The sequence below is a fragment of the Curtobacterium sp. MCLR17_042 genome (assembly GCF_003234695.1).
GTDB lineage: Bacteria > Actinomycetota > Actinomycetes > Actinomycetales > Microbacteriaceae > Curtobacterium > Curtobacterium flaccumfaciens.
This window is the reverse complement of record NZ_QKTD01000001.1, coordinates 302,613-319,759: the sequence shown is the minus strand read 5'-3', so window position 1 is coordinate 319,759 and position 17,147 is coordinate 302,613. Positions and strand designations below refer to the sequence as shown.

Annotated in this window: 17 protein-coding genes and 1 tRNA gene; 11 read left to right on the top strand and 7 right to left on the bottom strand. The window is 72.4% G+C overall.

Annotation, left to right across the window (positions count from 1 at the left end; genetic code table 11):
• Nucleotides 1-31 precede the first annotated feature (31 nt).
• Both DEJ02_RS01565 and DEJ02_RS01560 read right to left on the bottom strand, forming a co-directional pair.
• Nucleotides 32-1,687, bottom strand: coding sequence for a catalase (locus tag DEJ02_RS01565; RefSeq protein ID WP_111031767.1), 1,656 nt, complete (start codon nt 1,685-1,687; stop codon nt 32-34).
• Between the two features lie 122 nt (nt 1,688-1,809).
• On the bottom strand, nt 1,810-2,553 hold the full coding sequence (locus tag DEJ02_RS01560; protein WP_181440245.1) for an HpcH/HpaI aldolase/citrate lyase family protein: 744 nt from the start codon (nt 2,551-2,553) through the stop codon (nt 1,810-1,812).
• 256 nt (nt 2,554-2,809) lie between these two features.
• Here DEJ02_RS01560 and DEJ02_RS01555 point away from each other — a divergent pair, with 256 nt between their 5' ends.
• The gene (locus DEJ02_RS01555) at nt 2,810-3,403 is read left to right on the top strand and encodes an HdeD family acid-resistance protein (protein WP_111031765.1); all 594 of its coding nucleotides are present in this window, start codon (nt 2,810-2,812) and stop codon (nt 3,401-3,403) included.
• The gene (locus tag DEJ02_RS01550) at nt 3,403-3,693 is read left to right on the top strand and encodes a hypothetical protein (protein ID WP_111031764.1); all 291 of its coding nucleotides are present in this window, start codon (nt 3,403-3,405) and stop codon (nt 3,691-3,693) included. The genes DEJ02_RS01555 and DEJ02_RS01550 overlap by 1 nt, the downstream gene beginning before the upstream one ends.
• Before the next feature lie 16 nt (nt 3,694-3,709).
• Here DEJ02_RS01550 and DEJ02_RS01545 read toward each other — a convergent pair whose 3' ends face one another.
• Entirely contained in the window at nt 3,710-4,591 is an 882-nt protein-coding gene (locus DEJ02_RS01545; protein WP_111031763.1) for an alpha/beta fold hydrolase, read from the bottom strand.
• 56 nt (nt 4,592-4,647) lie between these two features.
• On the opposite strand from DEJ02_RS01545, the gene DEJ02_RS01540 reads away from it, so the two are divergent.
• Nucleotides 4,648-5,061, top strand: a complete 414-nt coding sequence (locus DEJ02_RS01540) for a MerR family transcriptional regulator (RefSeq protein ID WP_111031762.1) — start codon at nt 4,648-4,650, stop codon at nt 5,059-5,061.
• Nucleotides 5,058-6,440, top strand: coding sequence for a hypothetical protein (locus DEJ02_RS01535; protein WP_111031761.1), 1,383 nt, complete (start codon nt 5,058-5,060; stop codon nt 6,438-6,440). The genes DEJ02_RS01540 and DEJ02_RS01535 overlap by 4 nt, the downstream gene beginning before the upstream one ends.
• Before the next feature lie 20 nt (nt 6,441-6,460).
• Here DEJ02_RS01535 and DEJ02_RS01530 read toward each other — a convergent pair whose 3' ends face one another.
• Entirely contained in the window at nt 6,461-6,667 is a 207-nt protein-coding gene (locus DEJ02_RS01530) for a hypothetical protein (protein WP_027465565.1), read from the bottom strand.
• Nucleotides 6,668-6,800: 133 nt separating this feature from the next.
• On the opposite strand from DEJ02_RS01530, the gene DEJ02_RS01525 reads away from it, so the two are divergent.
• Nucleotides 6,801-6,872, top strand: a tRNA-Gly gene (locus DEJ02_RS01525).
• 284 nt (nt 6,873-7,156) lie between these two features.
• On the opposite strand, the gene DEJ02_RS01520 is transcribed toward DEJ02_RS01525, so the two are convergent.
• From DEJ02_RS01520 to DEJ02_RS01510, 3 genes are read right to left on the bottom strand one after another with little or no spacing between them, the layout of a single operon-like run.
• A complete protein-coding gene (locus tag DEJ02_RS01520; protein WP_042537142.1) occupies nt 7,157-7,426 on the bottom strand; it encodes a DUF6510 family protein in 270 nt (89 codons plus the stop codon).
• A complete protein-coding gene (locus tag DEJ02_RS01515; protein ID WP_111031760.1) occupies nt 7,426-8,217 on the bottom strand; it encodes a ferredoxin reductase in 792 nt (263 codons plus the stop codon). Before DEJ02_RS01515 ends, DEJ02_RS01520 begins: the two co-directional genes overlap by 1 nt.
• On the bottom strand, nt 8,214-8,807 hold the full coding sequence (locus tag DEJ02_RS01510) for a molybdopterin-dependent oxidoreductase (RefSeq protein WP_111022879.1): 594 nt from the start codon (nt 8,805-8,807) through the stop codon (nt 8,214-8,216). The genes DEJ02_RS01515 and DEJ02_RS01510 overlap by 4 nt, the downstream gene beginning before the upstream one ends.
• Nucleotides 8,808-9,042: 235 nt before the next feature.
• Here DEJ02_RS01510 and DEJ02_RS01505 point away from each other — a divergent pair, with 235 nt between their 5' ends.
• From DEJ02_RS01505 to DEJ02_RS01480, 6 genes are read left to right on the top strand one after another with little or no spacing between them, the layout of a single operon-like run.
• Nucleotides 9,043-10,644, top strand: coding sequence for an ABC transporter substrate-binding protein (locus DEJ02_RS01505; protein ID WP_111030067.1), 1,602 nt, complete (start codon nt 9,043-9,045; stop codon nt 10,642-10,644).
• Nucleotides 10,641-11,669: an ABC transporter permease gene (locus tag DEJ02_RS01500; protein WP_111022881.1), complete on the top strand. Its 1,029-nt coding sequence runs from the start codon at nt 10,641-10,643 to the stop codon at nt 11,667-11,669. The genes DEJ02_RS01505 and DEJ02_RS01500 overlap by 4 nt, the downstream gene beginning before the upstream one ends.
• The gene (locus tag DEJ02_RS01495) at nt 11,666-12,553 is read left to right on the top strand and encodes an ABC transporter permease (protein WP_111031759.1); all 888 of its coding nucleotides are present in this window, start codon (nt 11,666-11,668) and stop codon (nt 12,551-12,553) included. The genes DEJ02_RS01500 and DEJ02_RS01495 overlap by 4 nt, the downstream gene beginning before the upstream one ends.
• Entirely contained in the window at nt 12,550-14,397 is a 1,848-nt protein-coding gene (locus DEJ02_RS01490; protein WP_111031758.1) for an ABC transporter ATP-binding protein, read from the top strand. Before DEJ02_RS01495 ends, DEJ02_RS01490 begins: the two co-directional genes overlap by 4 nt.
• The gene (locus DEJ02_RS01485; RefSeq protein ID WP_111031757.1) at nt 14,394-16,490 is read left to right on the top strand and encodes a CocE/NonD family hydrolase; all 2,097 of its coding nucleotides are present in this window, start codon (nt 14,394-14,396) and stop codon (nt 16,488-16,490) included. Before DEJ02_RS01490 ends, DEJ02_RS01485 begins: the two co-directional genes overlap by 4 nt.
• Nucleotides 16,487-17,131 carry a TetR/AcrR family transcriptional regulator gene (locus tag DEJ02_RS01480; protein ID WP_111031756.1) on the top strand — a complete coding sequence of 215 codons (645 nt, stop codon included), beginning with the start codon at nt 16,487-16,489 and terminating at the stop codon, nt 17,129-17,131. Before DEJ02_RS01485 ends, DEJ02_RS01480 begins: the two co-directional genes overlap by 4 nt.
• The last annotated feature ends 16 nt before the right edge of the window (nt 17,132-17,147 follow it).

Sequence of the window (17,147 nt, the reverse complement as noted above, 5' to 3'; positions counted from 1 at the left end):
CCGGGCCTCCCGTCCGTCCTGGGGGCGCGTCTCAGACGCGCACGGCGCGTTCGTCGGGGACGCAGTGCGTCATCATCAGGCCCTCGACGTCGCGGGAGCCGTTGTGACCGAGGTGCGCGAGGCGGGCGAGCTCGTCGTCGTCGAGCGTCTGGGACTGCAGCGGGGGCAGGTCCTTGACCTCGTCGAGGGTGATGCCGAGCCCCTCGCCCACGCGACGACCCAGGTCGTCCTCGACCATGTAGAAGTGCCAGAGCATGCGCTCCTGCACCGGACGGGCCGCCTGCGAGATGAGGTCGACGAAGTTCGCGACGAGGTCGTCGCGCTCCCAGTCCTGCAGGAGCAGGTACCGCTGGCCGGCCTGCGTGTAGTCGTTCGTCCGGGGGATCCGCTTGCGGGTGAGACGCCCGACGATCTCCGGTCCCTGGTCGTCGTGGGTCGGGTACTCCGCCTCGCGCAGGCCGCCGGTGATCGACGGCTCGTAGTTGACGTGCGGGTTCTCGCCGCCGTGGTCCTGGTGGTACGCCATCTGCCCGTCGCGCTGGTTGGTCGCGACGGCGCCGTTCTTCGGGGCGTTCACCGGCAGCTGCAGGTAGTTCGGGCCGACACGGTAGCGCTGCGTGTCCGAGTACGAGAACGTGCGGCCGACGAGCATCTTGTCGTCGGAGAAGTCCAGGCCGTCGACGAGCACGCCGGTGCCGAAGGACAGCTGCTCGTTCTCGGCGAAGTGGTTCGTGACGTTGCGGTTCAGGACCATCTTGCCGACGGGCTTCGGCGGGAACTCGTTCTCCGGCCACACCTTCGTGTCGTCGAGCGGGTCGAAGTCGAGCTCCGGGTGCTCGTGGTCGTCCATGAGCTGCACACGGAGCTCCCACTCGGGGTACTCACCACGCTCGATCGCCTCGTACAGGTCCTTCGACGCGTGCCCGAGGTCGCCGGCCTGCACGGCGGCGGCGTCGGCCTCGGTCATCGAGGACACGCCCACCGACGGGATCCAGTGGTACTTGACGAGCTTGGTGTCGCCGTCGGCGTTCACCCACTTGTAGGTGTTCACGCCGAAGCCCTGCTGCGTGCGGTAGTTCGCGGGGATGCCACGTGGACTGAACAGGTTGACGAGCATGTGCATCGACTCGGGGGTCTGCGACATGAAGTCGAAGATGCGCGCGGGCTCCTGGCGGAAGGTCACGGGGTCGGGCTTGAGGGAGTGGATGACGTCGGGGAACTTGATGGCGTCGCGGATGAAGAAGACGCCGAGGTTGTTGCCGACGAGGTCCCAGTTGCCGTCCTCGGTGTAGAACTTCACGGCGAAACCGCGCGGGTCGCGGGCGGCCTCGGAGGAGTCTCGGCCGCCGATCACGGTGGAGAACCGGATCGCCAGGTCGGTGCGCTTGCCGGGCTCCTGGAACAGCTTCGCGCGGGTGTACTGGGCGATGGGTTCGTCACCCCACGTGCCGGTGGCCTCGAAGTACCCGAAGGCGACGGCACCGCGGGCGTGCACGACCCGCTCCGGGATCCGTTCGCGGTCGAAGTGGCTGATCTTCTCGAGGAACTGGTAGTTCTCGAGCGTCGCCGGGCCACGGGACCCGACGGTGCGCTGGTTCTGGTTGTCGTAGACGGGGTGGCCCTGGCGGTTCGTCAGGATGCGGCGGTCGTCGCCCTCGGCGGGCGGTTGGCTGGAGACGTCGGTCATGTCTCGTCCTCTCTGCGGTCGCGGTCGGCTCGGGTTCCCGACCGAGTGTGGACCGGGGTGCGGGCACGCCCTCTCAGCGGCGTCGAGGACGCGGACGAGGACCGGTCGCCGCTGACGGCCTGTCAGTACGACGTGCGACCGGTGGCCGCGGAGCCGAGCACCGTGGCCGCTCCGTGGGCGAGCAGGGTCCCGTCGGTGACGACGGCGACGCGGTCGAAGCCGAGCGCGCGGAGCCGTTCGGCGCGGGCCAGGTCACCGGCGAAGGCACCGGTGTGCTTGCCCGCGCGGCGGGCTGCGGCGACGATCGCGGGGAGTGCGCCGTCGTCGTGCAGCAGTACGTCCAGCTCGATGCCCAGTCCGATCGACAGGTCGAAGGGACCGACGAACACCGCCGAGACGCCCGGGACCGCCATGATCTCCTCGGCGACACGGAGGCCCGCGGGTGTCTCGAGCATCACCCACACCTCGGGGTCGGCAGCGACGGCGGACGGTGCCGCGCCGCCCCAGAGTCCCGCCATCGGCCCCCAGCTCCGTCGGCCCCGCGGTGGGTAGTGCGCGGCGCGCACGGCGTGCTCGGCCTGCTCGACGGTCTCGATCATCGGGACGATCACGATGTCGGCACCGAGGTCGAGCGCACGGCCGATCGCGGCGTCCGAGCCCACGGCGACACGAATCGCGACGGGGACCTCCGGAGCGACCGCGGCGAGCGCCGTCATCGTCGCCAGGAGTGTGGCGTCGTCGAAGGCGCCGTGCTGGGCGTCGAGGCCGAGCCAGGCGAACCCGTTCTGGGCGATCTGCGCGGTGGTCCGGGGTTCGCCGAGCGTGCACCACACGCCGTCGGCGCGGCCGTCTCCGAGTGCTGGCACCGTGGTCCTCCGTCTGGTCTGCCGTCGCGATCGCCGGTGGTTCGTCGGCCGGCGCGTCAGGCTACCGTCCACGGAGCGCTCGGCGCTCGTCCGCCGGGACTGGGGGCGTGGCCTCATGCGCGCGCATGGGACATGGACAAGTGCTCACCTTCGGGTGTAGTCCTGTGCGCAGGACGCACTGCACGGGCGATCACAGGTCGCCAGCACCCACCAGCACCACAGCACCAGTCGGGACCTGCAGGGAGGTCGGACGGACATGCGTGACGAACGTGACGTCGGCCAGCGGACTGGCTCGCTTCCGCAGGGCGGCGACCGGATCCGGGTGGCGTTCGGGATCGTCGGCGCGGTGGGCGTGCTCGCCGGACTGGCTGCGATCGTCCTGCCCCACGCGACGCTGTTCGCGGTGTCGTGGGTCTTCGGGATCTACCTGGTCGTGTCGGGGGCGGCGCTGGTCGTCCGGGGACTCCAGGTGCACCCTCGGGTCTGGTGGCGTCAGGTCGGGCTGGTGGTCCTCGGGGCACTGGTGGTCGCCGGCGGTGTCGTCGCGATCGTGTTCCCGCCGATCGGGGCGCGGTGGGTGGCGCTGCTGCTCGGGTTCGCCTGGATCCTCGAGGGCATCGCACTCATCTACGCACCGTGGGTGGGCCGCCGTGCGCTGACCGTGGTGCTCGCCGTGCTCAGTGTGCTGAGCGGCATCCTGGTGATGAACCTGCCGGGCCTCGGCGCGCTGGTGACGGTGGCCGCGGTGGGGAGCGTGCTCATCGTGTTCGGTGTCGTCCAGCTCGTCGTCGCGTTCAGCTGGCCGCATCCGGACGGGGAGCGGGTCGGCCTGCCGGTCCCCGGCCCCTGATGCTCGCCGTCCGCTGGGAGCAGCAGGGACCGAAGTCGTGGGTGGCGCGCGACCACGGGACCAGCCTGGGGCTCGTGCTGCACGTCCGTGGGCGGTTCCTGGCCTTCGACCAGGACGACCGGCCGCTCGGGAGCGCAGCGTCCCTGGCGGCGGCTCAGCAGCTCGTGGCCGGTGCCGTCCGCTCGAGTGCCCCGGCGCGGCGGGACACCGTCGCGGTGGTGCTGTCGGTGCTCGCGGCGCTGACCGTCGGGGGAGCGGCCGTCGTGCTCGCCGCTCGCGCGCTGATCTGAAGGGCGCCGTCCAGGCTCACTCAGAGTCCACCGGACGGTGTACCCACTGCCGGAGCGCGGCCGTGACCGCGACGGGGTCCTCCCACTGCGCGAGGTGCCCGACGTCTTCGAGCACGATGACCTCTGGGTGCCCGGGCAGCGCCGTCTGCAGGTCGAAGGCCTGACCCAGCGGGATCCAGGGGTCCTGCCGCCCCCACCCGATCCGGGTCCGGCACCGCACGGAGCCCAACAGCTCGGCCACGGCCCGGGTGTCGTCGGGGGTCAGCGCGGCGATCTGGAGTGAGAACGCGACCTGCCCCTCCGGGCCGGCCCACGGCCGCGCCAGGGCCTCGAGGTCCGCCGGCGAGAAGCCCCGCGACGAGGCACCGTCGATGTACTGCCGCACCAGGGCGGCGTGCAGATCGCCGGGGAGTCGGTCGAAGACGTCACGGTGCTCCGCCACCAGCCGGAAGAACGGGGACCCCCAGGGGTCGAGCACGACGGCGTCCCAGAGGAACAGGCTCGCGTACTCGGCACCGTGCAGCAGGTGCGCCCGGAGCGCCACGGCGCCGCCCACGTCGTGTGCGACGAGGTGGGGTCGGTCGAGGCCCCACCGCTCGAGGAGCGCGCCGAGACGGATCGCCTGTGCTCGGAGCGTGGTGTCCACGGTCGGCCCGCGGTCCGAGTCACCGTACCCGGGCATGTCCCAGAGGAACACCCGGTGGTCCTGCGCGAGCGCCCGGCCGACCTCGGCCCAGACCGCCGACGACCAGGGGGTGCCGTGGCACAGGACGACGTCGCCGCGTGCCGGTCCTGCCGGCTCGAGGACCCTCGTGGCGATGGTGGTGCCGTCCACGACGACCGCGACCGGGGCGGGGAGGTGGACGGGTACGGGGAGGGGCGCTCGGCGTGGCAGCATGGTCGCACGCTAGGACCTCAGGTCGACCTGAGGTCAAGAGGAACGAACGGGGCACGGTGCGGATCGGTGCAGCAGCTCGGCGGGTCGGCGTCGAGGTCCACGTGCTGCGGCACTGGCACGACACGGGGGTCGTCGTCCCCGATCGAGCGCCGTCGGGTCACCGGGAGTACTCCGAGGAAGACGTTCGTCGCCTGCAGGTCGTCCGGGCCTGCCAGGGCGTCGGCATGAGCCTGGCGGAGATCCGGCTGGTGCTCCGGCGGAGTGAACCCGACCGGTCCGGCGTGATCACCGAGCGTCTCCGTCAGATCCGGGCGCAGCGTGACCAGTTGGCCGACGCCGAGCGGTTCCTCGAGCACGTGATCGACTGCACCCACGACCTGCTGACGCGGTGCCCGTCGTGCTCCGCCTACGCCTCCTCGGGCACGCGGCTCCGGTCGGTGCCCTCCGCACCGGTACCGTTGCGTCCGTGAACGACGACCCCGATGCCGCCATCGCCCAGCACGTCCACGACGCCTGGGACGGTTCCCTGCGCCTGGTGCACATCACGATCTCGGACGAGGACGGTGACGCCTACCCCGGGCAGGACGTCGACCGGTGGGTGATCGACGTCCGCGTCCCGATCACCGACGACGACGAGACCGAGGCGGTCTCCGTCGCCGAGGTCACCGCGTTCACGAGCCGTGCACCGGAGTCGCTCGAAGCGCTGGTGCTCGGCTACCAGGTGTCGGACGTCGCGGGGTCCTTCGCGTCCGCCGTCGCCGCGCAGGACGCAACGGGGGAGACGTTCTTCTCGCTGCAGACCCACGCCGCCGAGATGCTCGGCAAGCCCGACCTGCTCGCCGTCGACCGGCTCACGGTCCGTCCCGCCTACCGAGCGCTGCCCGGACTGGTGCCGGCGATCGTCGACGCCGTCCGCCACGGTCCGGCCGGTCGTACCGCATCCTGGGTGCTCACGGACCCGACGGTGTGGGACGTGCCGTTCGGCGAGGACGACCGGTCCGCCGGGGCGTTCGTGCAGTGGGCCGACACCGCGGTGCTCACCTCGATGAACGCCGCCCCGGACGACCTGGAACACCTGTCGCTCGTGCCGCCGGCCGGTGGCATCGTGATGGGGTCCCGGGCGGACGAGGTGCACCTCGGCGACGCGATCGACCACGCGATGACGCAACCCGCGATCGCGGTGCCCTTCGACCTGCCGCCGAAGCTCCCCGCCAGCATCTGGGCCGCCGCGCCCGAGGACGTCCACGGCGTGCACCCCGACGAGACCACCGGGTCGATCACGGTCGAGACGCACGACGAACAGCTCGAGGTCGTCGGTTCGCCCGGCACCGCGCCGCAGCTCGTGGGGATCTCCGCCTCGGCAGACGCCGCGACCCAGGAGTGGCTCCGCACCGTGCACCAGCGCTGGTGGCAGTACGAGCCGGACCTGCACGCCCGCATCCACGACGTCGTCGACGAGTACCTGTCCACCGGGCACATCGAGTCGGCGTCGGACGAGCTCGCCGGGCACCTGCACGCCCCCGACCTGCCGCCCTACCGGACGGAGTGGCCGGGCACCGGCACCGTCCTGCTCGAGGAACTCGGTGAGGACACCGAGCCCATCGTCTTCGACGCCGTGCTCGAGGACGGCACCCGGCACGAGCACATCGGCGTGGTCGTCGTGCACGAGTCCGGACACGTCCGCGCGTTCCTGCACGACGAGTGGGAGCCCGGGTTCCCGGCCGCCGAGGCCGCGGTCGCGCACCTCATCAGCCTGGGTGCCGGCGAGTTCTTCGCGGACGCCCTGCACGACGAGCTGTCAGCGGGTGTCGAGCACGCGATCCTGACGGGTGACGTCCGCGGTCACTGACCGGGCCGCCCTGGGTCGGCTCAGACCGGGCGGTAGATCGCGATCGGCGGGGTGTCGTCGTCGCCCGCGTCGTGGGCGTCGCCCGTCGCGAGCCAGGTGCGGCCCTCGTGCTCGATCGTGGTCGGCAGGTCGCCGTGCACCAGGATCCGGATCGCGGGGGCGTCGCCGTCGACCAGGTCGACGCCGTGGGCCTCGGTCCCGCCGGGATTGTCGTGCACGTAGCTCATGGTCCGATCGAACTCCGTCGACCTGACGGACCGCCCGCGCCGCGCCGGACACGCCCGGAACCTTCACCGGAACCGGTGCTGCCGCCCTTCTTCGGGTAGAGTCATCTCCGCACGGCCAGGACGGCGTGTGAATGCGGATGTGGCGCAGTGGTAGCGCATCACCTTGCCAAGGTGAGGGTCGCGAGTTCGAATCTCGTCATCCGCTCAGAACAGGAAGACCGGAACCCCCGTCGCTCGGAAGAGCGGCGGGGGTTCCGTCGTTGCGGGGCGTCGCGGCGCCGAAGGCGTGGGGGCCCGGCGGGCGCAGGCTTCGGGTACCCGCGCCCACCGGGCGCGGAGGCGACCCTGCCCCCACTGGCACGCGCCGGGTGGGTGGCCCGGCGCAGTTCCGAGGATGTATCCGGAGCCGTCCCCCGTTCGGGTGGGAACCGGATCCACGGTTGCGGGAACCCGCAAGAAATCCGCACGACCCGCCACGCGAGCCTTGTGCTACTCGATGCCGTCCGGTATCGACGCCGACATCGTGCGGGCGCCGGGCAACCCCACCCACCGCCGGGCTCCGGACTCGACGACCGTGACGAGCACCGTGTCGCACCCGCGGCAGCGCGCCACCGCCCCCATCGCGGTGCGGTGGACGGTGGTCTGCCCGAGCACCCCGAGCGACCCGCACCCGGCGCAGCGCAGGGCGACCACGGTCGGCTCGGGTCCCAGGCTGTCGGCCAGCGTCCCCGCCAGCGCGTTGCCGTCCACGACGACCATCAGTTGCCCCCGAACCGTTCGGCGCGGACGTCACTCGTGTCGTGCCCGAGCTCGGTGAGCCAGCGCAGCACCTGCTCGACGAACGGCGTCGACCCGCACACGTAGACCAGGGCACCCGCGTCCGGCGGGAACACCGCGGCACCGAGCGCGTCCCGCGTCAGCCGCCCGGCCGGCACGGACGAGCCTGGAGGCGCGGTGCGGCTGTACACGTGGGTCACCTCGAGCGGTGCCCGGCTCGCGAGCGCCTGGTCGAGTTCCGCACGGAAGAAGACGTCGTCCGGTGTGCGGACGGCCGCGAGGAGCCGGAAGGGCGCCGGGTCGTCCGTCTCGGCGTGGGCGGTCACCATCGCGACGAGCGGCACGATGCCGGAGCCGCCGGCGATGAGCTGCACCGGCCGGGTGGACTCGCCCGGCCGCCAGACGAACCAGCCGCCCAGGGGTCCGTGGACCTCGAGCGCGTCGCCGACCTCGACGGCGTCGACGAGGAACGGCGAGACCTCGCCGCCGTCCACCCGGTCGACCGCGAGCACGACGTCGGTCGCGGGGCCGGCCGACGCGATCGAGTACGAGCGCTGTGCCTGGTAGCCGTCCTCGGCGGTCAGCCGCAGGTCCAGGTGCTGCCCGGGGTCGTTGCCCGGCCAGGTGGGGACGTCGAGGACGATCCGGCGCGCGTTCGTCGTCTCGCGGCCGACGGACGCGACGGTGGCGGCGTGCCAGGCCGGCCGCCTGCGGGTGGCGGGACGAGCGGAGGGGGTGATCCGTGCCTCCAGGCCGGTGTCGGGGAGCGTCACCAGTACCGCTCTTCCTTCCACGGGTCGCCGTGCAGGTTGTAGCCCGCGTTCTCCCAGAAGCCGGGCTCGTCGTCGGACTGCATGACGATGCCGCGCACCCACTTGGCGCTCTTCCAGAAGTACAGGTGGGGGACCAGCAGGCGGGCGGGCCCACCGTGCTCGGGCGTCAGGGGCTCGCCGTCGGCCTCGAACGCGATCCAGGACTTCCCGTCGAGCAGCTCGTCGAGCGGGACGTTGGTCGTGTAGCCGCCGTAGCTGTGCACCATGCAGTAGTCGAGTTCGGTCTCGACGTCCTCGAACAGGCGGTCGAGCGGGACACCCCGCCACGGCATGTCGAGCTTGGTCCAGTGCGTGACGCAGTGGATGTCGACGGTGACGTCCTCGACGCCGAGTGCGTGCACCTCGTCCCAGGTCCACTGGTGCAGGCCGGACTCGGTGCGGATCGAGAAGGCCCAGTCGGTCGGCTCGATGTCGGGCGTCGCCCCGGCGGACAGGACGGGCCAGTCGCGGACCAGGGTCTGACCGGGCGGGATGCGGGTGTCGTCGCGGTCGTCGCGGCGACCGCCGAACCCGCGGGTGAACGTGGCCATGGTCCTCCTCGGGGACGTCGGTGCGTTCCCGATCATGCCGTGTGCCGGGCGGTGCCGTGTAACGGGTTGGTAAACGTTCCGCCCGTGGACGGAACGGTCGTGCGCGGCGGTGGATCCGCACGGGCTCGCCGATCGGGTCGGACGCGGTGGTGACCCACGCGTCAGGAGCGGGCTTGGGGGATCGGCCGAGGACCTCTATCGTTCACCGGAACGATTACAGGAGGGGTCACCCCGAATGCAGCCCATCGTCCCCGAACCCCGCAATGCCCACGGTCCGAGCCGTCGGGCGCTCATCACCGGCGCCGCCGGTCTGGCCGGCCTCGGCCTGCTCACGCTCGCCGGATGCAGCTCCGGTGCGACCGCCGGCACCCCCACGATCCCCGAGGCCGCGGCCACCGGCGTCGCCCGTCGCGGCGGACGCCTGCGCATCGCACGGCCTGCGGCGTCCGCCGCCGAGACCCTCGACTCCGCGAGCTCGCTGTCGGCCTACGAGTACCTCGGCGCGCTGTACAACCGGCTCGTCAAGCTCGACCAGCAGGGCACCCCGGTACCGGACCTGGCCGAGGAGTGGTCCGCGAACGCCGACGGCACCGAGTGGACCTTCGCGCTCCGCCGGGGCGTGACCTTCCACGACGGCTCCCGCTTCACCGCCGACGACGCCATCGCGAGCATCCGGCACATCCTCGACGAGAAGACCGGCAGCCCGCAGGCCGGGGTGCTCGGCGAGGTCATGGACGCCGACTCGATGCGCGCCGTCGACCCGTACACGCTGCGCTTCTCGCTGACGAAGCCGAACGCCGAGTTCCCGTCGCTGCTCACCGCCTACCAGTGCTACATCGTGCCGGCCGACGCCATCGCCGACATCGGCCGCACCGGGATCGGGACGGGGCCGTTCCGGCTGTCGTCGTTCACCCCCGCCGGTGCCGGCAGCGTCGAGGCGTTCCCGGACCACTTCGCCGGCCGCCCGGCGCTCGACGGCATCGACTTCTACTCGATCCAGGACACCACCGCGCGGGTGAACGCCCTGCTCGCCGGACAGATCGACCTCATCTCGCAGACCAACCTGGACTTCGCCACCGCCCGGGTGGTCTCGGCGTCCGACCGCGCCACGGTCGCCCGGTCGAAGAACGCCCAGTGGTACACGATCCCGATGCTCGCCACGAGCGACGAGTTCAGCGACCCGCGGGTGCGCCAGGCGATGAAGCTCGCCTACGACCCACGGAAGATCGTCGACACCGCGCTGCAGGGGACCGGTTCGGCGGGCTGGGACAACCCCGTGCCGCCGCAGCTCGCCGCGTTCGTCGACGACCACCGCGAGTACGACCCGGACAAGGCCCGGGCGCTGCTCAAGCAGGCCGGGCGCGAGGACTTCCGCGCCGCGATCTACACGTCGAGCTACGAGTCGGTGTTCACCCCGATGGCCGTCGCCTACCGCGACGCCGTCGCCGACGCGGGCATCCGTCTGACCGTCCGCAACGCGAGTTCGGACTCGTACTACACGCAGATCTGGATGCAGAAGCCGCTCATGGTGAGCTACTGGTTCACGGGGCGGCCGATCGACCAGCTGCTCAACCAGATCTTCCGCTCGGGGTCGTCGTACAACGAGAGCGCCTGGTCGAACGAGACCTTCGACGGGCTGCTCGACGATGCCCGCGCCGAGATGGACGACGCCAAGCGGCTCACCCTGTACCAGGACGCCCAGCGACTCGTCGTCGAGGACGGTGCCGACATGACGCCGATGTTCGGCGACCGGCTCGTGGGGTTGTCCCGCGACGTCGTGAACTACTCGGAGTACGGCTTCGAGTTCGACTACCTCCGGATCGGACTGCGCCGATGACGACCACGAACACGCCGTCGGACGTCCTCGTCCCCGTCCTCCGCCGCGTCGGCATCGCCGTGCTGACGGTGGTGCTCGCCTCGCTCTTCGTGTTCCTCGCGGTGCAGGCGCTCCCCGGTGACGTCGCCCAGCAGCTGCTCGGGCAGAACGCCACCCCCGACGCCGTCAAGCAACTGCGCGAGACCCTCGGCCTCGACCAGAATGTCTGGCTCCGCTACCTGCAGTGGCTCGGCGGCGCCGTGCACGGTGACTTCGGCACCTCGCTCGTCAGCGGGGAACCGGTCGCCCCGACGCTGTTCACGGCCTTCCGGAACAGCATGCTCATCGCGGTGCCCGCGATGCTCGTCGGCGTCACGGTGTCCCTGACGCTCGGTGTCGTCGCCGGTGTCCGCCGCGGCCGTCCGAGCGACAAGGTGATCTCGATCGTCAGCCTGGTCGTGATGAGCGTGCCGGAGTTCATGGTCGCCACGGTGCTGGTGCTGCTGTTCGCGATCGGCCTGCCGGTCTTCCCCGCCGTCGTGCTGCGGGGGAGCGACGCCACCGTCGCCGAGCTGCTGCCCACCATCTGGTTGCCGATCATCGTGCTGACGCTCGCGATGGCCGCCTACATCGTGCGGACGGCCCGCTCGTCGACCATCGACGTGATGGCGTCGGAGTTCGTCACGACTGCCGAGCTCAAGGGCCTGACGATGCGCCGGGTGGTGTGGAAGCACGCGGTCCCGAGCGCCCTGCTGCCGACGCTCAACGTCGTCGCGCTCAACGTCGCGTGGCTGCTCGGCGGCGTCGTGGTGGTCGAGAACGTCTTCAACTACCCGGGGATGGGCAAGCTCATGCTCGAGTCGGTGTTCAACCGCGACCTGCCCACCATCGAGGCGATCGCCCTGCTGAGCGCCCTGATCTACGTCGTGTGCAACCTGGCTGCCGACCTCGTCGCGCTCGCACTCGACCCGAAGCTGCGGACCCGCCAGCGACGACCGCGCACGCGCACTCGCAGCGCCCGCAGCACCAGGAAGGCCGCAGCATGACCGCCACCGCACCCCGCCGCCGCGTCGGACGCGACGTGCTCGCCGGCGCGCTCGCACCCCTGCGCGGGTCGACGGCGCTGAGCTTCGGCCTCGGCCTCATCGTCCTGCACGTCGTCCTCGCCCTGCTCGCACCGGTCATCGCCGGGCACGACCCGGTCGCGACGAACGCGGGTGACGTGCTCGCCGGTCCGACGTGGACGCACTGGCTCGGCACCGACCAGTACGGGCGTGACGTGCTCTCCCGCACGCTGAACGGCGGCCGGTACGCGCTGTCCGTGACCTTCCTGGCCACCACGATCGCCGTCGCGGTCGGCACCGTGCTCGGCTGCATCACCGCCTACGCCGACAACTGGTTCGACGAGGTCGTCATGCGCGTCGTCGACGCCCTGCTCAGCGTGCCGTCGATCCTCGCGCTCCTGGTCGTCGTGACGGTCTTCGACGCCGGCCTCTGGGTCATCGTCCTCGCCGTCACGGTCGTCTACGCCCCCGCGGTGACCCGGGTCGTCCGCGGCGCCGCCCGCACCGTGATCACGCAGGACTACGTCACCGCGGCCCGCGCCCGGGGCGAGCGGCCGCTGTCGATCGTGTTCCGCGAGATCCTGCCGAACGTGCTCGACGTCGTGCTCGTCGAGTACGCGATGCGGGCCTCGTGGATCGTGCTGCTCGTCGCGTCGCTGTCCTTCCTGGGCTTCGGCGCGAACCCGCCGACCCCGGACTGGGGCCTGATGGTGCAGGAGAACCGCACCGCGCTCACCGTGGTGCCGCTCGGCACGCTCGCCCCGATCGTGGCCCTCGCCACGCTGGTGATCGGACTGAACCTCGCGGCCGACGGCTTGAGCAAGTCGCTCGGCGTCGACCGCGCCAAGCAGGGAGTCAGCGCATGACCCGCACCGACACCGGCACGACGCCCGCCGCGACGGCGACCGTGCCCGACGCGATCGTCCGCGTGGGCGACCTGTCCATCTCGTACGCCGCCGGCAAACGGCGCGTCCCCGTCGTCCGGGGTGTCTCGTTCACGATCGAGGCCGGTCGCACCCTCGGCCTGGTCGGCGAGTCCGGCAGCGGCAAGTCCACCGTCGCGCGGACGCTCCTCGCACACCTGCGCGCCGGGTCGGCGATCGACGGCGGGACGGTCCGCGTCGACGGCGCCGACGTGTTCGCCCTGTCGCCGGCCGGTCGCCGGGCGCTCCGCGGCGGCACCGCCTCGGTCGTCGCCCAGAACGCCGGACAGGCACTCACCCCGTCCATGCGCGTCGGCGAGCAGATCCGCGAGGCCCTCCGCGCCCACGGCGAGCCCGACGGCCCCGAACGCGTCGCCGAGCTGGTCCGGCTGGTCCGGCTGCCGGACCCCGACGCGATCGTCCGCCGGTACCCGCACCAGTTGTCCGGCGGGCAGCAGCAGCGCATCGCGATCGCGATGGCCGTCGCCGCCCGGCCGCGCGTGCTCGTCCTCGACGAGCCGACCACCGCCCTCGACGTGGTCACGCAGGCCGCGGTCCTCGACCTGGTCGCCGACCTCGGTCGGCAGCTCGGCATGGCCGTCCTGCTCGTCAGCCACGACCTCGGGGTGGTGTCCGCCATGGCGGACGAGATCGCCGTGATGCGCGACGGCGAGGTCGTCGAGCACGCCGCCACCGCGGCGCTCTTCGCCGCACCGCAGCACGAGTACACGCGCGCCCTGCTGGCCGCGGTGCCGGACGGGCGACGGCCTGGGCCCACGTCGCCGGTTCCGGATCGACGCGCCAGCGGCGAGTCGGCCGTGCCGATGGGGAGAGGGACGGGCCACGTGCCCGACGACCCGACCGTCCCCGGGACGGTCGGCTCCACGGCCACCGGCACCGTGCCTCCCGGAAGTCCCGCCCGCCCCGTGGTGACCGCGGACGACCTGGTGATCCGCTACGGCCGCGGCCTGCCGGCCGCGGTCGACGGCGTCTCGTTCACGATCGCCGCGCACGAGACGCTCGCCGTCGTCGGCGAGTCCGGCAGCGGCAAGTCGACGCTCGCGACGGCGCTGGCCGGACTGGTCCCGGCTGAGTCGGGGACGTTCACGTACGACGACGGCGCGACGAGCGGCGACCTGCGCGAGCCGATCGCCGGACGCGCGCCCGCCCTGCGGCGCGCCGTGCAGCTCGTGTTCCAGAACGCGGACACGTCGCTCAACCCGCGGCGCACCGTGGGTGCAGCCGTCGCGCGGCCGCTCCGGCTGTTCAGCGGCTCGTCCTCGCGCGAGCGCGTGGGCGCCCTGCTCACCCAGGTCGGGCTCGGGCCGGAGTTCGCCGACCGCCTGCCCGCGCAGCTGTCCGGTGGGCAGCGGCAGCGTGTCGGGATCGCGCGCGCACTGGCGGCGGAGCCGTCGCTCGTGATCGCCGACGAGATCACCACGGCGCTCGACGTGCAGGTGCAGGCGGGGATCCTCGCGCTGCTGGCCGACCTGCAGCGCGAGCGGGGCCTCGCCTGCCTCTTCATCAGCCACGACCTCGCCGTGGTCCGGGGTGTGGCGGACCGGGTCGCGGTGATGACCGGTGGCCGGATCGTCGAGATCGGACCGACCGAGCGGGTGTTCACCGGCCCGAACCACCCGTACACGTCGACGTTGCTCGCGGCGACGCTCGAACCCGGCAGCACGACCCTGCCCGACGTCGGTGACGGGGTGCCGCGCTGGCGGCACGCCGACGGCTGGACCGACCACGGCGACGGACACCGCACCCGCAACTGGGAGGACGCATGACCACCGACGACGGCACCGACCACGGCACCGCCGCCACCACCTTCACCGCCATCGGCGACCCTGGCTCGCTGCCCGCGGGCGTGACGGTCCGCGACGAGTGGATCCCGATGCCCGACGGCGTGCGGCTGCACGCCCGGATCTGGGCGCCGTCGCAGCCGCCGACGCAGTCGGGTGCGCCCAGCGACCCGACGCCGGTGCTGCTCGAGTACCTGCCGTACCGGCTCGACGACTGGACCGCACCGCGCGACTCGGAGCGGCACCCCTGGTACGCCCGGCACGGCTACGCCTCGGTGCGGGTCGACATCCGCGGCACCGGGTCGTCCGACGGGTTCTTCGACGACGAGTACAGCGAGCAGGAGCTGCTCGACGGCGAAGCCGTGATCGCCTGGCTCGCCGAGCAGCCGTGGTCGACCGGTGCCGTCGGCATGTTCGGCATCTCGTGGGGCGGCTTCAACGCGCTGCAGCTCGCAGCCCGGGCACCCGCCGCCCTCAAGGCCATCGTGACGGTCTGCTCGACGGATGACCGGTACGACAACGACGTGCACTACGTCGGCGGCGCCGTGCTCGGCATCGACATGGCGGCCTGGGGCGCGACGATGTTCGCCTTCAACTCGCGGCCGCCACGGCCCGAGGTCGTCGGTGCCGGGTGGATCGACCGGTGGCGGGAACGCCTCGAGGCGAACCGCCCGATGACGCCGGTGTGGCTCGCGCACCAGGAGCGCGACGACTACTGGCGGCACGGCAGCGCGGCCGAGGACTACGACGGCATCCGCGCCGCGGTGCTCGCGGTCGGCGGGTGGGCGGACCCCTACCGGGACGCCGTGCTCCGGCTCGTCGACCACGTCAGCGCCCCCGTGAAGGGCATCGTCGGCCCGTGGTCGCACCAGTACCCGGACCGTGGACTCGCGCCGGGGCCGTCGATCGGGTTCCTGCAGGAGACCCTGCGGTGGTGGGACCGCTGGCTGCGCGGGGTCGACACCGGCGTCGAGGACGACCCCGCACTGCGGGCCTGGATCAACGAGGGCGAAGCCCCCGCGCCCTACTACGCCGGCCGCCGCGGTCGCTGGATCGGTGCCGAGGCGTGGCCCTCCGCCGCGACCCACGAGCGTGTCCTGCCCCTCGCCGCCCTGCGCGGCGGTGACCTCGGGCCGGTCGTCGTGCGGTCGCCGCAGCACACCGGGGTGGACGCCGGTCGGTTCTTCCCGTTCGGCAACGCCACCGACCTGCCGACGGACCAGCGCGCCGAGGACGGCCGGTCGGTCACCTTCGACCTGCCCGTCGGCAAGGCGTTCGACCTGCTCGGCAACGTGCTCGTGCGGCTGTCCGTCACGAGCGACCAGCCCCGGGCCACCCTGACCGTGCGGCTCTGCGACGTCGCACCGGACGGCTCGTCGACGCTCGTCACGCGCGGGGTGCTGAACGCCGCGAAGCGCGACGGGATGGACCGCGACGACGTGCTCGTGCCCGGGACGCCCGCCGACCTGCCCGTGCGCCTGGTCTCGACCGGACACCGGTTCGCCGCCGGACACCGGCTGCGCATCGCGGTCTCCTCGTCGTACTGGCCGTGGGTGTGGCCGCACGGCGTCGAGGCCACCGTGACGATCGACCCGACCGCCTCGAGCGTCACCCTGCCCACCTGGACCCGGGAGACCGACGACGGGGTGGTCTTCGCCGAGCCCGAGCGGTCCGAGCCCCTCGTGATCGAGCGCGTCGCGCCGGCCGACCCGCTGCCGCAGCGCACGGTGACGCACGACGTCGAGACGGGGGAGTGGACGCTCGACGTCGACCCCGGGTACGGCGGCGGGCGCGTCTACCCGGACGGCCTGGTGTTCACCGAGGACGCCCGCGAGACGTACCGGATCCGCTCCGACGACCCGACCAGCGCACGGGCGAGTTCCCGCTGGGCGATCGGGCTGACGAAGCCGGAGTGGGCCGCGCGCCTCGAGACGACGTCCGAGGTCACCGCCGACGCCGACACCTTCCACGTCGTCAACACCGTGCGCGCCTGGGCCCGCGACGGCGGACCCGACGAACCCGAGGTGCTCGTCACCGAGCGGACCTTCGTCGACGACGTCCCACGGACCTCGGCGTGACCGCGGCGGCACGCGTCCGGCAGCGGCCGGAGGTCCGGCGCGCGATGATCGTCGAGGCCGCCCGCGCGGTGATCGTCCGGAACGGCGTCGGCGCCACCGGGCTGCGTGACATCGCGGCCGAGGCCGGCGTCTCCGTCGGCACCGTGACGTACCACTTCGGCAGCGTCGCGGAGATCCTCAACGAGGTCGTGGTGCTCGAGACGGAGCGCTTCTACGGCGCCATCGTCGCGGCGGTCGACGCCGAACCCGACGTGCTGGTGGGGCTGCGGATGCTCGTCGCCCCACTGTTCGGCGACACCGAGCAGGTCCGGCAGCACTGGCGGATCTGGTCCGACTACTGGACCGCGGTGGTCCGGCGGCCCGAGGTCGCCGCCGAGTACGCCGAACGCATCCGCGTCTGGGAGGCCTGCCTGGTGCGGGTCATCCGGCGCGGGGTGGACGCCGGGGTGTTCGCCGACGCCGACGCCGACACCGTCGCGCTGCAGCTCGCCGCCTACAGCGACGGCGTCGCGACCCAGATCGCCCAGGGCGTCCCGGGGCTGACGAACACCGTCGCCCTGTCGTGGATGTGGCGGTTCCTGTCGCACGAACTCGGTGTGCCCGCTGTGGACATCGCCGGAACCGGTCGTTCCCCCTTGTGATGAGGTAAGGCTTCCC

Bases quoted from the DNA above. Each gene is read 5' to 3' on its own strand.
- DEJ02_RS01565 (WP_111031767.1), bottom strand. From the start codon at position 1,687: ATGACCGACGTCTCCAGCCAACCGCCCGCCGAGGGCGACGACCGCCGC.
- DEJ02_RS01555 (WP_111031765.1), top strand. From the start codon at position 2,810: ATGCGTGACGAACGTGACGTCGGCCAGCGGACTGGCTCGCTTCCGCAG.
- DEJ02_RS01550 (WP_111031764.1), top strand. From the start codon at position 3,403: ATGCTCGCCGTCCGCTGGGAGCAGCAGGGACCGAAGTCGTGGGTGGCG.
- DEJ02_RS01545 (WP_111031763.1), bottom strand. From the start codon at position 4,591: ATGCTGCCACGCCGAGCGCCCCTCCCCGTACCCGTCCACCTCCCCGCC.
- DEJ02_RS01530 (WP_027465565.1), bottom strand. From the start codon at position 6,667: ATGAGCTACGTGCACGACAATCCCGGCGGGACCGAGGCCCACGGCGTC.
- DEJ02_RS01520 (WP_042537142.1), bottom strand. From the start codon at position 7,426: ATGGTCGTCGTGGACGGCAACGCGCTGGCGGGGACGCTGGCCGACAGC.
- DEJ02_RS01510 (WP_111022879.1), bottom strand. From the start codon at position 8,807: ATGGCCACGTTCACCCGCGGGTTCGGCGGTCGCCGCGACGACCGCGAC.
- DEJ02_RS01505 (WP_111030067.1), top strand. From the start codon at position 9,043: ATGCAGCCCATCGTCCCCGAACCCCGCAATGCCCACGGTCCGAGCCGT.
- DEJ02_RS01500 (WP_111022881.1), top strand. From the start codon at position 10,641: ATGACGACCACGAACACGCCGTCGGACGTCCTCGTCCCCGTCCTCCGC.
- DEJ02_RS01495 (WP_111031759.1), top strand. From the start codon at position 11,666: ATGACCGCCACCGCACCCCGCCGCCGCGTCGGACGCGACGTGCTCGCC.
- DEJ02_RS01490 (WP_111031758.1), top strand. From the start codon at position 12,550: ATGACCCGCACCGACACCGGCACGACGCCCGCCGCGACGGCGACCGTG.
- DEJ02_RS01485 (WP_111031757.1), top strand. From the start codon at position 14,394: ATGACCACCGACGACGGCACCGACCACGGCACCGCCGCCACCACCTTC.